General features: G+C 74.4%; 10 protein-coding genes and 1 pseudogene. 1 reads left to right on the top strand and 10 read right to left on the bottom strand.

What is annotated here, in order from left to right:
- Positions 1-3 precede the first annotated feature (3 nt).
- Positions 4-438, top strand: coding sequence for a MarR family transcriptional regulator (locus AB0M97_RS10720; protein ID WP_365960425.1), 435 nt, complete (start codon positions 4-6; stop codon positions 436-438).
- 238 nt (positions 439-676) lie between these two features.
- On the opposite strand, the gene AB0M97_RS10715 is transcribed toward AB0M97_RS10720, so the two are convergent.
- The 10 genes and pseudogenes from AB0M97_RS10715 to AB0M97_RS10670 form a co-directional block, all read right to left on the bottom strand.
- Positions 677-1126 (bottom strand): MarR family transcriptional regulator, encoded by a 450-nt coding sequence (locus AB0M97_RS10715; RefSeq protein ID WP_365960423.1) that lies wholly within the window; start codon positions 1124-1126, stop codon positions 677-679.
- A 426-nt stretch (positions 1127-1552) separates the two neighbouring features.
- Positions 1553-1701 (bottom strand): annotated as a pseudogene (locus AB0M97_RS10710) (IS5/IS1182 family transposase); the annotation flags it as partial.
- Between the two features lie 63 nt (positions 1702-1764).
- A complete protein-coding gene (locus AB0M97_RS10705) occupies positions 1765-2556 on the bottom strand; it encodes a S16 family serine protease (protein ID WP_365960422.1) in 792 nt (263 codons plus the stop codon).
- Positions 2557-2598: 42 nt separating this feature from the next.
- Positions 2599-3240, bottom strand: coding sequence for a helix-turn-helix domain-containing protein (locus AB0M97_RS10700; RefSeq protein WP_365960421.1), 642 nt, complete (start codon positions 3238-3240; stop codon positions 2599-2601).
- 392 nt (positions 3241-3632) lie between these two features.
- The gene (locus AB0M97_RS10695) at positions 3633-5438 is read right to left on the bottom strand and encodes a DEAD/DEAH box helicase (protein WP_365960419.1); all 1806 of its coding nucleotides are present in this window, start codon (positions 5436-5438) and stop codon (positions 3633-3635) included.
- A 164-nt stretch (positions 5439-5602) separates the two neighbouring features.
- A complete protein-coding gene (locus tag AB0M97_RS10690) occupies positions 5603-7051 on the bottom strand; it encodes an MFS transporter (RefSeq protein ID WP_365960418.1) in 1449 nt (482 codons plus the stop codon).
- A 238-nt stretch (positions 7052-7289) separates the two neighbouring features.
- Positions 7290-8009, bottom strand: coding sequence for an SUKH-4 family immunity protein (locus AB0M97_RS10685; protein ID WP_365960417.1), 720 nt, complete (start codon positions 8007-8009; stop codon positions 7290-7292).
- 213 nt (positions 8010-8222) lie between these two features.
- The gene (locus AB0M97_RS10680; protein ID WP_365960416.1) at positions 8223-10538 is read right to left on the bottom strand and encodes a molybdopterin cofactor-binding domain-containing protein; all 2316 of its coding nucleotides are present in this window, start codon (positions 10536-10538) and stop codon (positions 8223-8225) included.
- Entirely contained in the window at positions 10535-12697 is a 2163-nt protein-coding gene (locus AB0M97_RS10675; protein WP_365960415.1) for a 2Fe-2S iron-sulfur cluster-binding protein, read from the bottom strand. Before AB0M97_RS10675 ends, AB0M97_RS10680 begins: the two co-directional genes overlap by 4 nt.
- Positions 12694-13587 (bottom strand): FAD binding domain-containing protein, encoded by an 894-nt coding sequence (locus tag AB0M97_RS10670; protein ID WP_365960413.1) that lies wholly within the window; start codon positions 13585-13587, stop codon positions 12694-12696. Before AB0M97_RS10670 ends, AB0M97_RS10675 begins: the two co-directional genes overlap by 4 nt.
- Positions 13588-13819 lie beyond the last annotated feature (232 nt).

The raw sequence follows: 13819 nt of genomic DNA, 5'->3' as shown, positions 1-13819 counted from the left end.
CGTGTGACCACCATGGCCGCTGAACTGCTGGAGGTCGTGTGGGGCCGGGCCACCACCGCCCCCGCCTCAGCATCGCAGCTGCGCGTCCTGCACGTGCTGGAACACCACGACGGCATCAACCTGCGCACCCTCGCCGAAACCCTCGCCTCCACCCCGCCGTCCACCAGCCGGCTGTGCGACCGTCTGCAGGCCGCCGGCCTGGTCGAGCGGGCGACCAGCCCCTCGGACCGGCGGGAGGTGCGCCTGCGCCTCAGCAGCCGGGGCCGCGCCTTCCTCGCCGACCTGCGCACCCGCCGGGAGCAGGAACTGCAGAAGCTGGTGGCGGCCATGCCCGTCGCCCAGCGGACCGCGCTGCTCGAGGGACTGGAGGCCTTCCGCGCCGCGGCGGCGACGCAGATCCACGTCGAGGCACCGGGCTCGGAGAGCCGGACCGCCTGAACCGCCCTCGGACCGCCGGGACCAGAACTCGGCGTGGCCTGCGCCCATCGGAGCATTCCACGTCCTTCCCCGCACAACCGACACGGGAAACTCTGTTGCCTCGCGGCCATAGTTGTCAAATGGCAACTGTCCGGCGTTGTGCCGGAACGAGGCAGCCCCGAGACGGCCGCACGGCGGGACACGGCCCTGGCAGCCGACAGGCGGACAAAAAGGCAGAGGACACCTGCCTGCCCTCTTCTCACGAGCCCTCCGCAGCGGGGGGTGCCACGACCGGGAAGAGTGCGCACAGTTGCCCCAGAGCGTCGTGGAGGACGGCCTGGTCGGTGCCGATCGAGGCCAGAGCCTGCCGCAACAGCACGCGGCGGTGCTCGCGCGTAGCGTGCAGCAGCTTCTCACCGGCGGGAGTGAGCCGGATCGTCACCTGCCGGCCGGCACTGACACGCTCGATCAGGCCCCGCTGGCCGAGCCGGTCGCACAGGCGCGTGGCGGAGGACGGCCCCACACCCATTTGCTGCGCGAGAGCGGTGAGATGGCGCGGCCCCGTCTCCAGCACCAGCAGCGTACGCATCTGCTGATCGGACACCTCCGGTGCGATCTCCAGGTGAGCCTGCCGCCACAGCTGGATCATGGCCTCTGCCACACACTCGGCGGCCTGCACGGCATCCGCCGGCTCGGGCGTGCGGGACATCCGTGTCCTCCCTTCCCTGACGCGGTGGCAATTCCCCCTACCCGGCCAACCGTCGGCTATCCAGAGCGCCAGACGGAGCCACACCCCTCCGCACAGGCGTCCAGACGCCACGGGGAGGCCCAACAGTCCTCCCGGACCGGCCGCACGCGGGCCCAGCCCGCCACCCGAGTCGCCGACCGGAGCAAAAGCCGACGACGAGCCAGGCCCCGCATCGACCGAACACAGCTCGACAGGTGACGTGATGGAGATCAGGGAGGCGGAATGCACCGGTCGCCGCCTGAGAGCTCGGACGGACAGATGCGTAGCCGTCCCGCTCGAGCGAATACGGCCGCTGTCGCCTGCTTCCCCAGCGGTCCTCTTTCACAGTGGGCCAGGTCTTGTCTGACAAACGATCCTGGCTGGGTGGCCCCGGCCGTCACAGGCGGGATGGACCTTCGTCGTCAGCCCGCCGCGGGACCGGCCGAGCGCCCGGTGAGCCGCCGCACGTGCCGGATCGTCCAGTTCGTCCCCTGTCTCCGCCCCCTTTTGCGGGCACCGGCGGCGTGCTGGTGAGCCCGGCTGACCAAGGAACTGTCCGCCCCCACGCCGCATCCGTCAGCTCACCACGACCCACTACAAGATCAATTATCAGACAGGTCCTAGCAGCTGGGGACCCTGCCCCGGCCCGTCTCCAGGGCCTTCAGCGACTCGACCGCGCCCTTGAGCGTGGTGACCGGGATCAGGCGCAGGCCCTCGGGCAGCTCCGACTTCGCGTCGCCGCACTCCGCCTTCGGGACCAGGAAGACCGTCGCCCCGTCGCGGCGGGCCGCCTGCGTCTTCAGGGCCACGCCGCCCACCGCGCCGACCCGGCCGGCCGCGTCGATCGTGCCCGTGCCGGCGATCACCCGGCCGCCCGTGAGGTCGCCGCCGCTGCCGTCGCCCTCCAGCTTCTCGACGATGCCGAGGGAGAACAGCAGGCCGGCGCTCGGGCCGCCGACGTCGGCGAGCTTCAGCGACACCTTCACCGTGCCGTCGGCGATCCTCAGATACCGCAGCGCCGCCCGCGTCGCCGTGCTCTGGGACTGCCGCATCTGCTGCTCGTTGTGCCGCTCGATCTCCTTGACGTCGCCGCCGCTCGGGTAGACCGAGTCGCGCGGCATGACCGCCCTGTCCGTCGCGAACCAGCTGTCCAGTACGTCGCCGAGAGACACGCGCGTGTCCGGGCTGGTCGCCTCGATCGTCGTCATGCGCAGCTCGCCGCCGGTCTCGCGGACCGGGGCGCCCGAGATCGTGATCACGGGCGCGCCCTTGTTCTCCCCGAGCACGTCCGCCGTCATCCCGGGCTGCGCCACGGAGAACGGCAGCGGCGCGAACGCCGCCGTGGCGAGCAGGGCCACGACGGGCAGGGCACAGACGGCGACGGCCTGGGGGCGCGTGAGACGAGAGAACACGGGATCAATCTAACGTGACGCGAACTGACGCCCGGGTGCGCGTCAGCGCAGGGCCTCCGCGACCTCCTTGGCCGCCTCCACGACCCGCAGGCCCACCCGCTGCGGTACGGCGTCCGCCAGCATCACCACGCCGACGCTGCCCTCGACGCCCGTGACACCGATCAGCGGCGCGGCGGCCCCGCTCGCGCCGGCCTCCAGTTCCCCGTGGGTCAGCGCGTACGCGGGGTCGGGCGCGGGCTGCCGGCGGGCCAGGAGGATCGCCTTGCCCGCGGCACCGCGGTCCAGCGGATGCCGGAAACCCGCGCGGTAGGCCACGTGGTAGTCGGTCCACGTCGGCTCGACCACGGCCACGGCCAGCGCCTCGGCCCCGTCGACCAGGGTCAGGTGGGCCGTCGCGCCGATGTCCTCGGCCAGCGACCGCAGCGCCGGCATCGCGGCCTCCCGCACCAGCGGATGCACCTGGCGGCCCAGCCGCAGCACCCCGAGCCCGACCCGGGCACGGCCGCCGAGGTCGCGGCGTACGAGGGCGTGCTGTTCCAGCGTGGCGAGCAGCCGGTACACCACGGTCCGGTTCACGCCCAGCTTGTGGGAGAGCTCGGTGACGGTCAGCCCGTGGTCGGTGTCGGCGAGCAGTTTGAGGACGCGCAGTCCCCGGTCGAGCGTCTGGGAGGTCTCCGCGGTCACGACGCCCACTCCTTTGGTGGTGAGGTCGGCGGCACCTGTCGGCGGGGCGTCACCGAGTCCCGTCAGTGACGCGCTTCAGAGGCCGCCGATCGGCTGACGGCCCGGCCTTGTCCCGGGCCCAGTCGCTTCACGGCTGCGCTCCGCGGCGGCGCTGCCACGGGGCGTGTGCGTAGCGGGACAGTAGCGAGCCGGTCCGCTGAGCGGAAGGCTCCGTCCAGAATCCGGTCAGCGCACGGTACGGACTCACTCCGTTTATCCCGAAACATCCGGCGCACCACCGCGCCCGCACGCCCCGCGGCGCTTCCGCGCCACCAGCACACCCGTACGCCCACAGCGCCCCGGCGCCACCACCGCATCCGAAGGCCCCGCGGCTGCTCCCCGACGCGCGGGCGTCACTTCATGCGCGTGGCCCACTCCTGGACCTTGGCGATGCGCTGGCGCAGCTGGCCGGCGGTCGCCTCGGCGCTGGGCGGGCCGCCGCACACGCGCCGCAGCTCGGTGTGGATCACGCCGTGCGGCTTGCCGCTCTGGTGGACGTACGCGCCGACCATCGTGTTGAGCCGCTTGCGCAGCTCCATCAGCTCCTTGTGCGTGACCACCGGCCGCCGCTCGGCGGGCAGTTCCAGCAGGTCGGCCTCCTCGGCCGGCTTCTTGCGGCTGTGCGCGATCTGCCGGGCCTGCCGCTTCTGGAGCAGCAGCTGCACCTGGTCGGGCTCCAGCAGCCCCGGGATGCCGAGGTAGTCCTGCTCCTCCTCGCTGCCGGGGTGGGCCTGCATGCCGAAGTCGGCGCCGTTGTAGGTGACCCGGTCGAAGACGGCGTCGGACTCCAGCGCCTCGAAGGGCAGCATGTCCTGCTCGCCGGTGTCCTCGTCCTGCTCCCGGTTCGCCTCCTCCATCTCCTTCTCGGACTCGGCGTACGGGTCCTCCTCGCCCTCCTTCTTGGGCTTGTCGAGGACGTGGTCGCGCTCGCGCTCCATCTCGTTGGCGAAGGAGAGCAGGTCGGGGATGGTCGGCAGGAAGACGGACGCGGTCTCGCCGCGCCGCCGGGACCGTACGAAACGGCCGACCGCCTGGGCGAAGAACAGCGGCGTCGAGATCGTCGTGGCGTACACGCCGACCGCCAGGCGCGGCACGTCGACGCCCTCGGACACCATGCGGACGGCGACCATCCAGCGGTCGGTGCCGGCACTGAAGTCGTCGATCCGCTTCGAGGCGCCGGTGTCGTCGGACAGGACGAGGGTGGCCTTGTGGCCCGTGATGTCCCGGATGAGCTTGGCGTAGGCGCGCGCGGATTCCTGGTCGGAGGCGATGACGAGGGCGCCCGCGTCCGGGACGGCCTTCCTGACCTCGGTGAGCCGCTGGTCCGCGGCGCGCAGCACGGCCGGCATCCAGTCGCCGCGCGGGTCGAGGGCGGTGCGCCAGGCCTGGCTGACGGCGTCCTTGGTCATCGGCTCGCCGAGCCGGGCCTCGATCTCGTCGCCGGCCTTGGTCCGCCAGCGCATGTTGCCGCTGTAGGAGAGGAAGATGACCGGCCGCACGACACCGTCCGCGAGGGCGGAGCCGTACCCGTAGGTGTAGTCGGCGGCGGACCGCCGGATCCCGTCGTCGCCCTCCTCGTACGTGACGAAGGGGATGGGGTTGGTGTCCGAGCGGAACGGCGTACCGGTCAGGGCGAGTCTGCGGGTGGCGGGCTCGAAGGCCTCCAGGCAGGCCTCGCCCCAGGACTTGGAGTCACCGGCGTGGTGGATCTCGTCCAGGATGACCAGGGTCTTGCGCTGCTCGACGCGGTTGCGGTGCAGCATCGGGCGCACGCCGACACCCGCGTACGTGACGGCGATCCCGTCGTACTCCTTGCCGAGCGGCCCCGCGCTGTACTCCGGGTCCAGCTTGATCCCTATCCGCGCCGCCGCCTCGGCCCACTGCTTCTTCAGGTGCTCGGTCGGCGCGACCACGGTCACCTGCTGCACGACGTGGTGGTGCAGCAGCCAGGACGCCAGCGTCAGCGCGAAGGTCGTCTTTCCGGCGCCGGGGGTGGCGACCGCGAGGAAGTCGCGGGGCTGCTCCTGGATGTACTTCTCCATCGCCCCCTGCTGCCAGGCACGCAGCTTGCTGGCGGTGCCCCACGGCGCACGGCCGGGGAAGGCCGGTGACAGGTGGTGCGAGTGGGAGGCGGTGCTGGAGCTGGCGGTGGTAGTCACGGTCTCCGTGGAGGGGTCGACGGCTCGGCTACGTATGACGACCGGGCCACCCTACCGGCGGCACGATCGTCCGACCGGCGGACGCCACCGGGGCGACGGCGGGTGGGACCGAGGTCACAGTCGGCGCGCGTACCTCGGCGGCTGCGCTGCGATCGGTGTCGTCCCTACTGCGCGCGTACGCGCCTCGTCACCCACGCCCCCACCAGCGCCACCGCCGCCATCGGCAGGAACACCGCCGCGAAGGCCGCCGGGTGGGAGGTGGAGGCCTCCGTCGCCCCGTGGCTGACCCTGCCGCCGCCCAGCGCCGCGAACGCCGCGCCGCCCGTGGACAGCAGGACCACGTTGGACAGCCCGTCGGAGATCTGGAGGGCGGCGGAGTTCGTGCCGGCCTCCTCCGGGGCGGACAGCTTGAGCAGCAGCACACTGGTGGAGGAGATCACCAGGCCCATGCCGAAGCAGCCGAACGCCCAGGCGACCGCCACCGTCCACACCGGCACCGCGTCGATCAGCACGCTGGGTGCCGCCGCGATGGCCGCCGCCACCAGCAGCATGCCCAGCGTCATCAGCCGCTCCCGGTACGGCTCCACCCGCGCGCGGGACTGCAGCCACGAGCCCAGCGCCCACGTCGCGCCGCCCGCCGCCAGCGAGAACCCGGCCAGCGTCGGACTGAGCCCGCGCTGGGTGACCAGCATCAGCGGCACGAACGACTCGGCCGCGATGAACGACCCCGCCGCGATCCCGCGCAGCAGCACCACCGACGGCAGCCCGCGCGCCGCCCGGTACGTGCCGCGCGGCAGCAGCCCGAGGACCGCCGGGACCAGCAGCGCGGCCCCCGCCACGCCGGGCAGCAGCGACACCCACCGCAGGTCCTGCGCCGCGTACTGGAGCAGTCCGGCGCCCAGCGAGATGCCGAGGGCGAGACGGATGCGGCGGGCGCCGACGGAGGTCCCCCTGCCGGTGCCCGGCTCCTCCACCGGGCCCGCCGCCCGGCGCCGTATCTGCGGCAGCGCGAGCGCCAGCGGGAACACGACCAGCACCGGGATGCCGAGGAACACCCAGCGCCAGCCGAGGTGTTCGGTCACCGCGCCCGACGCCAGCGGGCCGACGATGGACGGCACGATCCAGCCCGCCGCGAACGCCGCCATGATCGCCGGCCGCAGCCGCTCCGGATACGCCCGCCCGACCACGACGTACAGCGCGACGATCACCAGCCCGCCGCCCAGGCCCTGTACCGCCCGGCCGAGGATGAACAGCCACATCGCCGTCGCCGTGCCCGACATCAGCAGCCCCGCGGCGAACGAGGCGATGCCCGCGGTCAACGGCCCGAGCGGCCCGCGGCGGTCGGCCCACTGGCCGGCGAGCACCATCCCGAACAGGCTCGTGGTGAAGTACCCCGAGAACGCGAACGCGTACAGCGACACCCCGTCCAGCTCCCGCGCCGCGACCGGCATCGCCGTACCGACGGCGGTCGCCTCGAAGGCGATCAGCAGGACGACGGAGACGATACCGATGCTCAGCGCCCGGTAGGAGCGGCTCAGCACGGTCCCGGCCCGGCCGGGGTCGGGTTCGGTGGCGTCGGCGACATCGCTGTCGCGCGGTTCGAGGGCACTCATGGTCGCCAGGGTAAGGGCCAAGGCACGCGTTGACCCCTGTCGAAAGACGGTACGCGCCTCCACCGTCGGACCTACGCCCACCGGTCCCGGCCACCGCCCGCCCTTCATGAACGGCGGGTGGCGGTCCTACGGCAGCACCCCCGGATTCCTTGAACCCCGCACCCCCCGGGCCATGCGGTCAGGTCGTCAACACGGCCGCGTGCCCGAGTGGTTCAGGGGCCCGCCCGCGCCGCGTCCCTCAGCGACCTCCGCCCGCGGTCTCCGCGACCGCTCTGTGCAGCAGCCACAGGGTGAAGGCCAAGGTGGAGACGTCCGTGCTCAGGGGGTGGAGGGCGGCGTCCGGCTCGCTCCACTTCAGGAGTGTGCCCGTCGTGCCGTCGAGGACCAGGCTGGAGCCCTGCTCGGCGAGGCCTCCGACGCGTATCAGGCGCTCGGCGTCCGCCGGGAGCAGGGCCGGGCCCGCCGGGGCGTCCTCCGCGTACTCCTCCAGCGTCGGCAGCGGCGCGTCCGTGTCCAGGGTGAGCGGGAACGCCTGCTCGGGCAGGCCCGTCTCCCGCAGGAAGCGGCGCGTCGGCTCGTGGGTGAGCACGGCGGGGAAGTCGATGTCCTCGAAGTGCACGACACGGCCCCGGCCGAACTGGCGGTCCAGCAGCCCCACCGGCAGGTCGAGGGTGAGCCCCGACTCCGCGTCGGTGCCCGCCGCCAGCGCCAGGAGCCGGACCAGCGCCGTCATCCTCCGGTACGGCGACCGCTCCACCAGCGTGCGTATGTCGGCGCGCTCCCCGCACGGGACGAAGGCGCCCCGCCCGCCGGCCGACTGGTCCGTCGCCGTCGCAAGACGCACCAGCGTCACCAGCGACGGCGCGGCCCCGCGCAGTCCCGGCAGCCGGACCAGCCGCCCCTGTGCGGCACAGCGCTCCAGGTCCGTCCCCGCCGTCGTGATCGCCACCCCGCTCATCGCTCCCCCGTGCATACCTGCCCCCCGCCTGTTCACAGGCCGGCCGCCCACCCCCGACGGGCGGCCGTCCCACTGCCAGAACAGTAGCCGCCACCACTGACAACGGCCTCGGAATTCCGCCCGGCCGGAGCGCCGCGCCCGCCAGGACGGCACGGAGGGGCGGCGGGCGCCCCGGCCGTCACCGGCCTGCCGCGCCCGTCCCCGCCCCGGGCCTCACTGGCCCGTGACCACCGCCGCCTGCGGGCGGATCGGGAGGCGGTTGACCGGGCGGCCCGTCGCCGCGCGCACCGCCGACGCGATGGCCGCCGGCGACGTCACGACCGGCACCGCGCTGACCGCCTTCGCGCCGAACGGCGCGACCACGTCCCGCTCCTCGACCAGCTTGACGATCCGGATGTCGGGCGCGTCCAGGGCGGTCGGCAGGGCGTACCCGGTCAGGTCGGGGTGACGGACCAGGCCACGCGGCGCGCGGAGGTTCTCGGTGAGCGCGATGCCCACGCCCTGCGTGACGCCGCCCTCGATGCGCGCGGCCAGCTGGGCCGGGTTCAGCACCCGCCCCACGTCCTGCGCGACGGCCAGTTCCACGACGCGGACGGAGCCGATCTCGACGTCGACGTCCACGACCGCGCGGATCGCGCAGAAGGACAGGCCGACGAACGCGTCGCCCTGCCCGGAGTCGTCCAGCGGCTCGGTCGGATGCGGGCGGCACTGGGCCGTCGCCCACAGCTCCTTGCCGTCCATCGCCTCGGTGACCGTGGTCGACAGCACCCCGTCGTACGAGGTGATCTTGCCGTCGGTGATCTGCAGCAGCTCCGTGGACATGCCGAACTTGTGGGCCAGCGGCTGCAGGAGCTGCGTGCGCACCATCTTCGCCGCGCGCTCCACGGCGCCGCCGGACACCCACGTGTGACGGCCGCGGCAGCCCGCGCCGGCCGGCGGCTGGTCGGTGTCGACCGGCGCCACGTGCACCTCGTCGATGCCGAGCGTCTCCTGCACGATCTGCCGCGCGAGCGTGCCGAAGCCCTGGCCGGTCTCGACCGCCGAGCACAGCACCGTCGCCACGCCGTCGTGCACCTTCACGGTCGCCGTGGACACCTCGTCCGCGCCCTCCGCGCCGAGCATGTGCACCATGCCGAGCCCGTAGCCCACGCCCCGGCGCACCGCGCCCGGTTCACCGGCGCCCTCGGGGCCGCCGGGCAGCAGCCACTCGTCCTGGTCGGTGTCCTTGGGCAGCGGCGGCAGCGGCTGGTCCCGTACGGCCTGGAGCAGTTCGGCGACCGGCGCCGGGCAGGTCACCGTCTGCCCGGTCGGCAGCACGTCGCCGGTGGCCATCACGTTGCGCAGGCGCAGCTCCGCCGGGTCGACGCCGAGCTTCTTGGCCAGCTTGTCCATCTGCGCCTCGTAGGCGGCGCACACCTGCATCGCGCCCTCGCCGCGCACATGGCCGGACGGCGGGTTGTTGGTGCGGACGGCCCAGCCCTCGATGAAGGCGTTCGGCACGACGTACGGGCCGCAGGCGAACGCGACGGCGGCGGCCAGCGCGTCCGACGACGTGTCGGCGTACGCGCCCGCGTCGAGCAGGATCTGCGCCTCGACCTTCACCAGCTTGCCCTCGGCGTCCGCGTGGTGGCGGTAGCGCAGCAGGGTGGGGTGCCGGTGGACGTGGCCCAGGAAGGACTCCTCGCGCGTGGCGGCGAGTTTCACCGGGCAGCCGGTCTTCAGCGCGAGCAGGCCGAGTGCGAGCTGGAAGCCCCGGTCCTCGCGGTCGGAGGTGGCGCCGGGCACGCCGGTGACGACGACCTTCACGCGCTCGGGTTCGAGGGCGAACGCGGCGGCGGCCGTGTCGCGGTCGGCGTGCGGGTCGGTGGAGGCGAGGTACAGCTCCACGCCCCCGTCGGGACGCGGTACGGCGAGACCCGCCTCGGCGCCGATGGGGGCGGGGTCCTGGCGGCCTATGCGGTACAGGCCCTCGACGACGACCTCGCCCGCGGCCTGCGGGTCGCCGTGCCGCAGCGGGATGTGCCGGATCAGGTTGCCGTCGGGGTGCAGCGGCTCGGCCTCGAAGGCCTGCTCCGGGTCGGTCACCGGGACGAGCACCTCGTACTCGACGGTGACGGCCGCGGCGGCCATCCGCGCGGTGTCCGGGTGGTCGGCGGCGACGGCCGCGATGGGTTCGCCGTGGTGCCGTACCACCTCGGAGGCGAACACCGGGCGGTCGGCCTTGCCGCGGCCGTACAGCGGGGCGCCGGGCACGTCCTCGTGCGTGACGACGGCCCGCACGCCGGGCATCTCACGCGCGTGCGTGGTGTCGATGGACACGATGCGCGCGTGCGCGTGCGGCGAGCGGAGCACCGCGCCCCACAGCAGGCCCTCGGCCCACAGGTCGGCGGCGTACGGGAAGGTGCCCTCCGTCTTGGCGCGCGCGTCGGACGCCGGGAGCGAGGCGCCGAGGCCGTGCGGGATCGGCTCGGGCGCGTCGGTCGCCTCCGGGGCCTGCGCGGCCTGCGCGGTGGCGGTCTCGTTGCTCACGCGTGGCCTCCGTCCTGGCCGTGGGACTGGTCGTGCGGTCCGCCCCGGCCCGGCTGGGGGCCGTCGAACGCCGCGGAGTGGATGCCGCCCGCGCCCGGGCCCGCCTGGTGCGGGATGCGGGCCTCGCCGGCGTCGGTGTCGGCGCCGTCGGACGCGCGGTGCGCCTCGCGCTCGGCGACGACCTCCTTGACGGCCTCCACGACGCCCCGGTAGCCGGAGCAGCGGCACAGGTTGCCGCACAGGGCCTGGCGGGTCTCCAGTTCGCTCGGGGCGGGGTTGCCCTCCAGCAGGTCGTGCACGGTCATCGCCATGCCGGGCACGCAGAAGCCGCACTGCACGGCGCCGCACCGGGCGAGCGCCCGCTGCACGTCCGAGGGCTGTCCGTCGGAGGCCAGGCCCTCGACCGTGCGCACCTCGCTGCCGGCCGCGGTCACGGCCGGGACCAGGCAGGAGGCCACGAGCCTGCCGTCGACCTGCACGTTGCAGGCGCCGCACTCGCCCTGCGAGCAGCCGTCCTTGGCGCCCGCGAGGCCGAGCCGTTCGCGCAGTACGTACAGCAGCGACTCGCCGATCCAGGCGTCGGCGACGGGCCGGTCGGTGCCGTTGACGCGCAGCACGTAGGAGGCGAGGGGGTGGTCCTCGTTCGGCGCGGCGGCGGGCCCCGGGGCGTCTGTCGCCTCGGCCTCCGCCGCGGTCTCGGCCTGGGGCGCCGGCTCGTCGGGCGTCTCCGGTCCGGCGGCCGTGGCGGCCTCTTCGGCGGCCTCGGGGCTGCTCTCGGCCTCCGCCTCCCCGGAGGGCTCCGCGGAAGCCTCAGCGGGGCTCTCAGCGGCCTCGCCGGGGCCGCCCTGCGCGTCCTCGGCGACCTCACCGGCATCAGGAGCCTGCTGTGAGGCCTGCGGCTCGGGCTGCTCGCCGGACGGCTCGGCCGGGTACGCGTCGGCGGGGTGCGGGGGCGCCTGCTCGGCGGAGGCGGGCGCGGCGTGGTGCTCGGCGGCGGGGTCACTCGCGTGCGGCTCGGCTGCGTGGTGCTCACCGGCGTGCTGCTCGGCGGCGTGCTCGCCGAGGTGGTGCTCGGCGCCGTGCTGCTCGGCGGGGCCGCCCGCCTGCTCGGCGGCGTGGCCGCCCGCGTGACGCCCGCCCGCGTGGTGGTCAACTGCGTGATGCCCGCCCGCGTGGTGCCCATCGCCGTGCTGCTCGGCGGCGGGATCGCCGGCGTGCTGCCCACCCGTGTGCTGCCCGGCGGCGTGCTGCTGAGCCCCGTAGTCACCCGCGTGCTCGGCGGGCGCGGGCTGCTGCACGGGCGCGTGCTCGTGCTCGTACCCCGGCACCGGCTGCTGACCGAGCCCGCCCTCGTCCTGCCGGTACGGCTCGCCGCCGTACGGCTGTCCCTGCGCCGCTTCCGGCCGGTGCGGCGGCAGATGCTGTCCGGCCGGGTCCGGCTGGCCGTACGGCTGCTCGCCCACCGGGTGCCCGTGCCCGTGCTCATGCTCGGCCACCGGGCCCTGCCCGTAGTCCGCCGGCTGCCCAACCGCCCCCGGCTCCTGGCCCTGTCCGTAATCCGCGGGCCCCTCCCCCGCCCCCCACGGCTCGCCCATCGGCTGCGTGGCCCACGGGGCGGCTGCGCCGCCCGGCAGGGTCGGCGGTGGGGTGCCGCCCCACTGTTCGACCAGTGCGGACGCGGTGAACTCGCCCGATTCGTCCGGCAGGTCGCCCCCGGCGACGGGGATCGACCACTGGCCGGTGACGTCGTGCCCGGGAGCGGGCGGGTGCTGCTCCTCCGGGGACGCGGCCCCGCCGTCCTGGAACTGCCACTGCCCGCTCGCGTCGGGCCGGTAGGTGAACCGGTCGCCGCCCGCCGTGTCCTGGCCGGTGGCGTTCGGGTCGTGCCACTGGGCGCCGTCGACGGGCGCGCCGGCGACCGGCCAGGTGGCCGCGGGGTCGGTGCCGGCGGTCGTGGCGGGCGTGACCGTTATCTGCGGCGGAACATAGCCGTGGCCGGGTGCGGCGAGCGGGCTGTCCTGGGAGGCCAGGAGGGCGTCGATGCCGCCCTCAGGGAGGTGCACGAAGGCGGTGGCGCCGTCGTCGTAGTCGCCCTGGGGCAGCGGGTCCCAGCGGCTCCCGCCCCGGGGCGTGCTCTCTCCGTGCTGGTCGTCGGTCACGACAGCGCCCTCCCCAGTGCTCGTCGGGCCAGCGCGGCGACGGTGCGCCGCAGGTGCAGTACGGCGGGCGGCAGCTGCGGCACGGAACCGTCCTCGGCGGGGCCCGGGTCGGGGATGCAGGCCGCGGCGACGTACTCGCCGAAGGCTCCGAGGGCCTCCGGGACGATCGCGCGGTTGTTGTCCCAGTCGATGAGCTGGGCGACCCAGTTCTCGGCCTCCAGGGGCCGCAGCGGCATCGGCGCGATGGCGCCGACGGCGCAGCGCACGCCGCGCCGGGCCGGGTCGAGGACCAGGGCGACGGACGCGAGGGCGCGTCCGGGGCCGGTGCGGCCGGTGGCCTTGAGGAAGACCTGCGGGGCGTGCAGCAGCGGCACGCGCACGTACCCGATGAGTTCGCCGGAGCGCAGCATCTCCATGCCGGCCAGCAGGTGCGACACGGGGATCTCGCGGCGGGCGCCGCCCGGGCCCGCGATGACCACGGTCGCCTCGAGCGCGGCGAGGACCGGCAGCGCGTCGCCGGTGGGGGCGGCCGAGGCGATGTTGCCGCCGAGGGTGCCCGCGTTGCGGATCTGCGGGGGGCCCGCGGCGCGCGCGGCGGCGGCGAGCGCCGGGATGAGCGCGGCGAAGTCGGGCCGGCCCATGCGCGCGTGGGTGAGTCCGGCGCCGAGCAGCGCGTGCCCGTCCTGGTACTGCCAGCCGCGGATCTCGCTGATGCGGCCGAGGCCGACCAGGGCGGCGGGCCTGAGCTGCCCGGAGTTCACCGCGGTCATGAGGTCGGTGCCGCCCGCGACGGGCACGGCGGCGGGCACGGCGGTGAGGGCCGCCACGGCCTCGTCCAGCGTCGTGGGCAGCGTGACGGCCTGCGCCGTCTGCGGTGCGTGCGTGGTCAAACCGGCTGCCCCTTCCCGCTGCCCTGATCCCACCTTTGCTGGCCGTACGGTACGTGCCGACAGGGCGGACGTGGCAACTCTGGCACATCTTCGCAGGGCGGGAACGCGGGGGTCCGCTAGGAGACGTTCGCCCACCTCACTGCGGGCATCGCCCGTTTTGTACGAGCACTGCCGGTGCGCTCGAATTGGCACTCTTCAGTGACACTTGCACAATTTTTCCCTTACTTTTCTC

It is taken from the genome of Streptomyces sp. NPDC051207 (assembly GCF_040682395.1).
GTDB lineage: Bacteria > Actinomycetota > Actinomycetes > Streptomycetales > Streptomycetaceae > Streptomyces.
The sequence above is the reverse complement of the archived record's forward strand: the minus strand, read 5'-3'. Positions and strand labels throughout refer to the sequence as shown.